The 8,744-nt window shown below is 65.9% G+C and carries 8 protein-coding genes; 3 read left to right on the top strand and 5 right to left on the bottom strand.

Annotation, left to right across the window (positions count from 1 at the left end):
* Positions 1 to 188: 188 nt before the first annotated feature.
* Positions 189 to 551: a hypothetical protein gene (locus E1261_RS40945; RefSeq protein WP_132415149.1), complete on the bottom strand. Its 363-nt coding sequence runs from the start codon at positions 549 to 551 to the stop codon at positions 189 to 191.
* A 496-nt stretch (positions 552 to 1,047) separates the two neighbouring features.
* On the opposite strand from E1261_RS40945, the gene E1261_RS40935 reads away from it, so the two are divergent.
* From E1261_RS40935 to E1261_RS40925, 3 genes are all read left to right on the top strand, one after another.
* Positions 1,048 to 1,809 (top strand): helix-turn-helix domain-containing protein, encoded by a 762-nt coding sequence (locus tag E1261_RS40935; RefSeq protein WP_132415148.1) that lies wholly within the window; start codon positions 1,048 to 1,050, stop codon positions 1,807 to 1,809.
* A 147-nt stretch (positions 1,810 to 1,956) separates the two neighbouring features.
* Positions 1,957 to 2,748 carry an ATP-binding cassette domain-containing protein gene (locus tag E1261_RS40930; RefSeq protein ID WP_476703277.1) on the top strand — a complete coding sequence of 264 codons (792 nt, stop codon included), beginning with the start codon at positions 1,957 to 1,959 and terminating at the stop codon, positions 2,746 to 2,748.
* Positions 2,745 to 3,500, top strand: a complete 756-nt coding sequence (locus tag E1261_RS40925) for an ABC transporter permease (protein ID WP_132415146.1) — start codon at positions 2,745 to 2,747, stop codon at positions 3,498 to 3,500. Before E1261_RS40930 ends, E1261_RS40925 begins: the two co-directional genes overlap by 4 nt.
* Here E1261_RS40925 and E1261_RS40920 read toward each other — a convergent pair.
* The 4 genes from E1261_RS40920 to E1261_RS40905 all read right to left on the bottom strand — a co-directional run.
* Complete coding sequence (locus E1261_RS40920; protein WP_132415145.1) at positions 3,484 to 6,558, bottom strand: ATP-binding protein; 3,075 nt, start codon at positions 6,556 to 6,558, stop codon at positions 3,484 to 3,486. The genes E1261_RS40925 and E1261_RS40920 overlap by 17 nt on opposite strands.
* A gap of 16 nt (positions 6,559 to 6,574) precedes the next feature.
* Entirely contained in the window at positions 6,575 to 7,270 is a 696-nt protein-coding gene (locus tag E1261_RS40915) for a DUF998 domain-containing protein (protein WP_132415144.1), read from the bottom strand.
* A gap of 99 nt (positions 7,271 to 7,369) precedes the next feature.
* Positions 7,370 to 8,299: an acyltransferase domain-containing protein gene (locus E1261_RS40910; protein WP_132415143.1), complete on the bottom strand. Its 930-nt coding sequence runs from the start codon at positions 8,297 to 8,299 to the stop codon at positions 7,370 to 7,372.
* A 119-nt stretch (positions 8,300 to 8,418) separates the two neighbouring features.
* On the bottom strand, positions 8,419 to 8,744 hold a 326-nt coding region (locus E1261_RS40905; protein ID WP_238176763.1), incomplete at its 5' end, for a GNAT family N-acetyltransferase.

Here is an 8,744-nt window from a genome sequence, read left to right as displayed (position 1 = left end):
GATTACGGGCAGTCCCTCAAACCTCGCCCTTTTCGAGGGACTGCCCAGCTTGGAAACGACGGGGCGCGGAGTGTGGTTCACTTTCCCGCTTGAGGAGGTACGGAATGGACTCGCCACACCGCGCCCCCGCCGACGCCAGGGTGACCGGGCAGGAGAACGACGGCTCACCAACCACCCTGACGGGCCTACTAGGTGACGGGTCCGGTGATGAGCACCTCAACGCGATCCGCCGTGAGCGCCTCGATCACGGCAAGCGGAGGACTACCCAGTCCGTCAAGGTCCTTGATACTGGGAATCATCATGACGCGTTCTCCTCGTTCGGTGAGCTTGTCCGCCATTTTCTGGAAAGCTGCCGGAGCCGTCTCTAATTTCTCGACAAAGATTTCAACCTCGTCGGGATTGAAACCTCTCCGACGCGCACGCGTCATGAGAAAGCTGGTTGCGTGAGCCATTTCGGAAGCCGTCATGGGCTTCAGTTCACGCAAATAGATTGCAACGAAAGGTCTGGTCGGTTTCTTTATCTCCATGATTTCCCCGTGAATGATGGTCATTCGCCCACGCCTGCACACTCGTGCGGATCTGAGATGGGCCATCCTCGACCATTGCGAAATGGTTGCTCCGGTTGTGGCAGCAGCTGAATTTCCGCAACCGGTCCGGGGTCAATCCAGACGATCTCGGAAGCTCCATCGTGACCATGGGCTGTTACCAAGTCACGAATGCTCGACCAAACGGACGTTGCTTGCGGGTGGCCGGGCCAATGCAAGGCGACGGCACCAGATGACCAGACGACGCCCTCAGCAACTATTCCAGTTCCCGATACGCCGCTAACATCCTTATGTCGCAGTAGATGAAACCTTTTCGGAAGCATTCTTTCTTGCATTGCCACCAGTCCCCTCGTCCTGGGCGCGGTCGTCGTTGCCTGCAAGCTGATACGGCAGGTACTCTGTCGTAGTAGTGACGTAAGAGTGTCGTGGATCTCACGCTCACGGAACGACAGTCAAGACGACAGCAGGACGACATCTTTACGACAGAGATAGGACAGAGCGAGTGGCTAACACGACGCTGAGAGCAGTACGCGAGGGACTTCGGCTGACTCAAGACGAGTTCGCTAAGCGCATCCGCGAGGCAGGGGAGCGCTTGAACGAGCGGAACGATTGCACGCTGCGGACAGTGCAGCGCTGGGAGTCCGGAGCTGTCTCCTATCCACGGCGGCATTTCATCAGAGCGATTGAAGCAGCGACCGGATACAGCATTGACCAACTAGGTTTCGACTATGTCGCGAAAGGCGGCAGCTTCTGGGAAGACCACGACGCTGGTATTTCCGGAGTCACGCAAATTGCGCAAGACACTCGGATTCCTGGTCACATGGTCGGTGGCCCCCCTGTTAGCCTCTCCGGCATCTGGGAATCACGATGCACATACAAGTCATCTAGCCGAGATGAGAGCTTCGTTGACCTGTCTCATCTAGTCCTCTCGCACGTGGGCAACCAGATGACGGCACGATCAATAGACGGATCTATCACTGGCGGCGGGTCACTGATAGTGAAGCTTGAACAGCGAATCCAGATCGTGACAGGTACGTGGGAACAGAAGACAGGCGACGACTCTTACTATCAAGGTCAGATATTCCATGGCGCTGTTCAGATGCACATTGATGCAACGGGAACGATGATGAAAGGCGCATGGACGGGATTTGGTCGAGATTTCGACGTGAACACGGGTCCTTGGGAAATGCTCCGGCGCGATAGCAACACACGGAACGCGGGGCGGTACGCGTTTGTGCCGGGAGAGCAGCCCTCTACCGACTGACGGCGCACGCCTCAGACGGCCCGTAGTCGGCCGTCTCAGGCCGGATCTGGCACAGCCCAGGGGGCGGCAGGCGGGTACTGTCGCCCCCTACACTTGCCCTCTGACCTGCGGAAACGTCCACGGGGTATGTTCCGCCACTTGACTACCGTGAACGTGCTGACCACGCTGCTCGGGGCCGATGCCGGCACGGTGAAGGTCGCCGGGTACGACGTCGCCACCGACGCGAAGGCGGTCCGGAAGGCGATCGGGGTGACCGGTCAGTTCGCGGCCGTCGACGAGCTGCTCACCGGCCAGGAGAACCTGGAACTGATGGTCGACCTGAGCCCGGGAACCGACCGGAAGACCGTCGCCGAGCTGCTGGCGCGGTTCGATCTGACGGACTCCGCGCAGCAGCCGGCGTCGACATACTCGGGGGGTATGCGGCGCAAGCTCGACCTCGCGATGACGCTGGTCGGCAGCCCGCGGATCATCTTCCTGGACGAGCCGACGACCGGGCTCGACCCGCGCAGCCGGCGGACGATGTGGACGATCATCCGGGAGCTGGTCGCCGACGGCGTGACCATCTTCCTCACCACCCAGTACCTCGACGAGGCCGATCAGCTCGCGGACCAGGTCGCCGTACTGGACCAGGGCAAGTTGGTTGCCCAGGGCACCCCGGACGAGCTCAAGCGGCAGATCCCCGGGACGCATGTCCGGCTTCGGTTCGCCGATTCCGAGCAGCTGGCCGCGGCCGCGCAACTGTTCGCCGACGCGACCCCGGACGACGAGTCCTTGACCCTGCGCGTCCCCAGCGACGGCGGGACCAGCTCGTTGCGCGACCTGCTGAACCGGCTCGACGAGTACGCACTCAGTGCCGAGGAGTTCTCGGTGCACACCCCTGATCTTGACGACGTTTTCCTCGCCCTGACCGGTCACGCCACGGAGGTACCCGCGAAATGAGCACCACCACCAAGTCCCCGTCGCTCGTCATGGTGCGCCGCGACGTCAAGCACCTCACCCGCAACCCGACCAGCATCTTCAACGCGATCCTGATGCCGGTCGTGATGATGTTCATGTTCGTCTACCTACTGGGTGACGCCTTCAGTGTCGGCGTCGACTACGTCGATTACGCGACACCCGGGATGATCCTGATGGCCGTCTGCTACGGCCTCGGCGGTACGGCGATCGCGGCCAACGCCGATATGACGAAGGGCATCATCAACCGGTTCAAGGTGATGGACGTCCCGCGGTCCGCGGTCCTGACCGGCAAGGTCGTCTCCAGCGTGCTGATCAACCTGATCGCGATCGTCGCGCTGCTCGGCGTCGCATTCGCGCTCGGCTTCCGCCCGTCGGCCGGTCTCGTCGACTGGCTCGCCGTACTCGGCCTGGTCCTGCTGCTCGCGATCTCGGTCGGCTGGTTCACCGTCGCGCTCGGCCTGTCGGCGAAGTCGCCGGAGACGGCCGGGATGGCCGCCATCCCGCTGGTCATGCTGCCGTTCTTCAGCAGCGCGATCGTGCCGGCCGACAAGATGGGGCCGGGGGTCAAGCAGTTCGCCGAGTACCAGCCCTTCACCCCGATCATCGAGACCCTGCGCGGACTCCTCAACGGCACACCGCAGACCTCCGACGTACTGCAGGCCGTCGGCTGGTGCCTCGCGATCGCGATCGTCGGCTACTTCTGGGCCTCGTCCACCTTCACGAAGCGAGCGTGACCGCGACCAGCTGGTTCCAGTCCGCTTGCGCACCTTCCGCAGCCGCCTCGGCGTACTCCGCGTCGCCGAGGCGGCTGCGCGTTGCCTGCTCTATCCGGGCGAAGTCCGGGTTCGAGCGATCGGGCAACCCCCGTACGGCGGTACTTGCCGCCAGCAACCGTACGGCGTCGGCGTACCGTTCACGGCGGAGCGCATAACCGGCCACCCCGACGAGCACGCCCGCGATCCCGCTGGCATGTCCGGTCTCGGTCGCGGCTGCACACGCCGCCGCCCAATGCTCCCGAGCCTCGTCGAGATCCTCGGCGATCGAGCCCAGCAGATCATGAGTGAGGGTGCGAATGTTCGGTTGCTCAGCCGCTTCGCCGAGGAGGCTGGTGATCGTGGTCAGCTGCGCAAGCACGTCGGCCGCATCGCCACGCCAGCGAGCCAGCGTTGCCTTCGAGAGGGCAAGGTTGGCCAGGGAACCCGGCCAGTTCACCTGCTCAGCAAGGCGTTGTGCCTCGGCAAGAGCCGCCGCGCTGCGCTCGGGGTCGTCCAGCAACCAGTAGAGCTCAGCCTGCCGGGACCGCATCCGGACCACGTCGTCGGTGCCGCTGATCTCGGCGATGATCTCGATCGCGTGGTCGTAGTGCGCGCACGCCGCCGCGAACTCGCCCCGGGTGGCGATCCGGTCGGCCAACTCGGAGAGCGCGAACGTGATGCCGAACCGCTCGCCGATCACCTCGAAGTCGGCTAGCGCAGCCTTCAGATAGTTGTCCGCCTCGTACCCACCGTGGCCGAGGATCACTCGCATCTTGCCGAGCTGCAGCTGCCCGAGAGCTCGCACCCACGGATCGACGCTGTCGAGCAACGGTTCCCAGGCCGGGAGGAAGTCGCCGGGCGACTGCAGCATCCGCTCCAGCGGTTCGACCAGCTGCAGCACCGGGTTGACGAGCTGAGTGCGCTGGCTGATCCGGTGGATCTCGTGGATCCACTCCCGAGCCAGATGCTCGTCACCCGGTCCCGAGTTCAGGAACAGGATGAACAAGGAGTAGACCATCGCCCGGGTCTCGTCAGGAACCTCACCCGGCGTATCGATGGCCGCCTTGATCAGGTCGTTGCCCTCGGCCTTGTGCCCGCTGAGCCACCAGTACCAACCGGCAACCGAGGCGAGCCGCATCGCCGCGGCCGCCTCGCCGGCCGCGATCGCGCCGCGCATGGCCGCACTGATGTTGTCGTGATCGGCGTCGAGTACAGCCAGCCACTCCAGTTGCTCGGCGCGGCGAAGATGCGGGTCGGCGGTCGCGGCCAACTCGGTGAAGTAGGTGAGATGCGCGTGCCGGGTCAGTTCCACCTCATCCGCATCGGCAAGGCGTTGCGCGGCGTACTCCTTGATCATCCCGAGCATCCGGTACCGCGGCGTCTTGTTGCTATCAGCAACCACCAGTGACTTCTCGGTCAGGGCGGTCAGCAGCTCCAGCGCATCCGCCGTACCGCAGACTTGTTCGGCAGCGGCCAGGCTCGCGCCGCCCGCGAAGACCGAGAGCCTGCGCAACACCATCCGCTCGTCGTCGCTCAGCAGCTGCCAGCTCCAGTCGATGACCGCGCGCAACGTGCGTTGCCGGGGGAGCGCCGTACGGCTGCCGCCGGTCAGCAACCGGAACACATCGTCGAGCCGATCCGCGAGCTGGTCGAGGGACATCGTGCGCAACCGCGCCGCGGCGAGCTCGATCGCCAGCGGCATCCCGTCGAGCGCCCGGCAGACCCGGGCCATCGTCGCGAGGGTGTGCGCGTCGGTCCCGAGATCCCGTACGGCGCTCGCCCGGTCGCGCAGCAGTTGGACAGCAGGCGAGGATTCGGCGTCGGCGTCCGCCGTCGGCAGGGCCAACGGTACGACGCGCCACAGCGCCTCGCCGGTGATGCCGAGTGGCTCCCGGCTGGTCGCGAGGATCCGCAGCTTCGGACACTGCCCGAGGACGCGCTCGGCGAACCGTGCTGCCGAGTCGATCACGTGCTCACAGTTGTCCAGGATCAGCAGCGCCTCCCGGTCGCGGAATGCGGCGATCACGCGCTCGGTGGGGTCCACCTCTTGGGCGTCACCGAGCAGGCCGTCCCGCAGACCGAGTGTGGCGATCGCGGTCTGGGCGACATCCGCCTCGGTCCCGATCGGGGCGAGCTCCACGAACCACACGCCATCCGGCAGTACGTCGGTCAGCGTGCGGCCGGCTTCCGTCGACAGCCGAGTCTTCCCAGCACCGCCCGGGCCGATCAGAGTGGTGAGCCGATGGGTGGCGACCAGTTCGCGGACTTCGGCGACGTCGGCCGCCTTGCCGATGTAGCTGGTGAGCTCCGCGCGCAGGTTCGTCTCGCGGTTCGGCTCATCGCGCCGTACCGACTCGCCGCGCAGCAGCGCGACGTGCAGCGCGGAGAGCTCCGGCGAGGGATCGACGCCGAGTGTTTCGACGAGGGCATCGCGGGTGCGCTGGTAGACGAGCAGTGCCTCGGAGTCACGCCCGCTCGCGGCCAGTGCCTGCATCAGCGCACCGACGAGCCGCTCCCGCACGGGATGCGCGGCGACGAGATCGGTGAGCTCGGTGACCAGCTGAGCACCCCGGCCCCGGGCGATCTCGGCATCGAACCAGTCCTCGGCCACGGTCAGCCGCAGCCCCTCCAACCGGGTCACGGCCGCGTCGAACGCCGTACTGTCCTGGAGCCCGACGTCCTGGAGAGCGGAGCCACGCCACAGGTCGAGCGCCTCGCGCAACCGCCCCTGCCCGAGCAGCCGCTCGAACCGGACCGCGTCCACCGCGTCCGGCTCGATCACGAGCCGATACCCGTCCGGCGTACCTTCGACGGGGATCACCTTCCGCAACCGCGAAGCCAGCCGCTGCAGTGCGTTGGCAGCCTCGGCCGGCGGCTGCTCACCCCACACCCAGTCCGCCAGCCGCGCCTTCGGAACCAACTGCCCCGCGTCAAGTGCTAGCGCAACCAGCACACCCCGCAACCGCGCGCCCGGCACGTCCACGAGGACGCCATCATCCCCACGAACCTCGAACGGCCCCAGCATCGCGATCTGCACCCCGCAGATCTTGCCATCAAACTCCGTGCCGCTCCGGGGCAGCATCGGGTAGAACGGGTGCGGGCGCCGATCGTTGCGACACCAGCAGTGCGATTCCGGCGATGAACTCGGCCGCGATGATCGGGTAGACCGAGCCGCGCTCGAAGGCCGAGGCGATCGTGCTGCCGCCGACTGCGCCCATCACGGCCAGCGATAGCAGGCCGAGGAGACCGAGGGCGATTCCGGCGATACCCCAGCGCGGGTGGGTGGCGCGCAGCCGGTGACCGACCACGATCGAGGCCGCGTTGCCGCCGACGATCAGCAGCGCGGCGCCGAAGATATGGACGATCAGCCCGCCATCGGCGCCGGCCGCCTCCGGGGAGCCGTGGAACAGACCGACCAGCAGGAAGCCGAGCGCGTGCACCAAGCCCAGTACGGCATAGATCCACGGCCGCCGTCCTGGCAGCAACCGGTAGAGCAGCACCGCCGCCAAACCGAACAGCAAGCCTTGCACGATGAAGCTGGTGTTCATCAGCGTGTGCAGCGGTGAGCAGATCAGCCGGCCGCCCATCTCACCACCACACGACGGCACGCCGAGGTCACTGATGTTGTTGTGGGCGTAGCTGTACGCCGGGTTCTCCCACGCAGCCGCCGTCACCGCCTCCAGTACGACGTACTGGATCGCAGCAACGCTCAACGCCAGCGCCGCCACAGTCGTCTTGATCGATCCCATGGTTCCGTCCTTCGCATCAGGAAGATGCAGACCCGAGGGCGGTGGAATGCTGCAGAAAGTAGTGCCTCCCTGGCAAACGGTAGTGCAACAGCCCAGTGGTCAGTGGGATGTGAGGCGAATGCCGGTCCGGAGATGGAAATGGCGACCGGAACTCAGATGGCTCACGAACGCCCGCTGGAGGGTGGTGTCCTGCGGGACGCGGGCGAGGTCGTCGGCGGTGAGCGGGCCCTCGGGCGGTGCGAGCTGGAGCGCGAGCCGCATCAGCTCGTGATCACCCTCGTACGGCGTACTGGGCGGGAGCAGCGGGAGGATCGTGAACCGGCGCTGGAAGGTGAGGATGTTGGACTCCGCCGGAAGGTATTCGGCCAGCTGCGGGTCGAGGAGCCAGGACGGGCAGACGAATCCGTAGATGGGCTCGTTCGGGTACCACTGCGGGAAGAACTGGGCGGCCGCGGTGATCGACTGCTCGGAGACGGTGGGGTCCAGCGGGCCGATCGGCGGCACGTGGATCATCAGCAGATGGCCGGAAACCCCGTCCCCGAGGCCGAGATGCGTGCGGGTGAACGAATGCCGCCCAATCTCGTAGTCGGCGCCCCGGAACCGAAGCGGCGGTCCCCACAACGGCATCAGCCCGACACCGGACCGGCCGTAGATCTCGCGATGACTACCCATCACTCCACCCAGTGCGCCGACCGTCGCCCTGGTCACAGCCTCCGGAACCCCGCGCCGAGCATGCACCTCAAGCAACCGCGGCAGACCGGACAGCAGTGCCCACGCCCACGCGTACATCCCAACCTGCGTTGACGATTCCGGCACGACTGGCCAAGCTCGATGTCCGGTCGACGGCAACGGCTTCTCCAGATTCTGCTCCAGGTTTGTGGCCAGCGCCGACGTGAGCACCCACCACTCCGGGTGCTTCTCCGGATCCGGCCGCGCCGCGAGCATCTCCCGGCGATCCCGCTCCGCGACCCCGCAGTACTCGAGCAGCTCCGTCGCATTCTCTGGAAGTTGCACGTCGCTCGCCGTCATCCCCGCGAACCGTGTACACCCCTCGCCCGAGAACCCCAACCGCTCCGCCGCCGCACCCGCATCCATCTCCCGACCACATCACACGGGCCGCCCAAACCGCACGACTCCTGTGACCCACCTCACAACGACCGATACAACCAGGGCCCCGTGCAGCTCACGAACCCCGCCTTGCGATAGAATCCCGCGACCCCCTCATCAACCGCCGACACGAAAACCACCTCAACCCCAAGCCCAGCCAGCCAACCGCGACACTCGTCGAGCAGAACCCGCCCAACCCCACGACCACGGCTCGCTGCATCGACAACCAGCTCCTCGACCGTCCCGTAGCCGCCGTACCCGTAGTCCACAAACGTCACCACCCCAACCCCGACGACCACGTCCCCGTCCTGCGCCACAAACGTCCGAGCCTCCTGCCGCACCCGAGGCAGTGACATCTCCTCCGGCA

This window comes from Kribbella albertanoniae, from assembly GCF_004348455.1.
Classification (GTDB): domain Bacteria; phylum Actinomycetota; class Actinomycetes; order Propionibacteriales; family Kribbellaceae; genus Kribbella; species Kribbella albertanoniae.
The sequence above is the reverse complement of the archived record's forward strand: the minus strand, read 5'-3'. Positions and strand labels throughout refer to the sequence as shown.

Coding starts and splice junctions, on each gene's coding strand:
- E1261_RS40910 (WP_132415143.1), bottom strand. CDS start 8,299: ATGACGGCGAGCGACGTGCAACTTCCAGAGAATGCGACGGAGCTGCTC.
- E1261_RS40945 (WP_132415149.1), bottom strand. CDS start 551: ATGACCATCATTCACGGGGAAATCATGGAGATAAAGAAACCGACCAGA.
- E1261_RS40925 (WP_132415146.1), top strand. CDS start 2,745: ATGAGCACCACCACCAAGTCCCCGTCGCTCGTCATGGTGCGCCGCGAC.
- E1261_RS40915 (WP_132415144.1), bottom strand. CDS start 7,270: ATGGGATCGATCAAGACGACTGTGGCGGCGCTGGCGTTGAGCGTTGCT.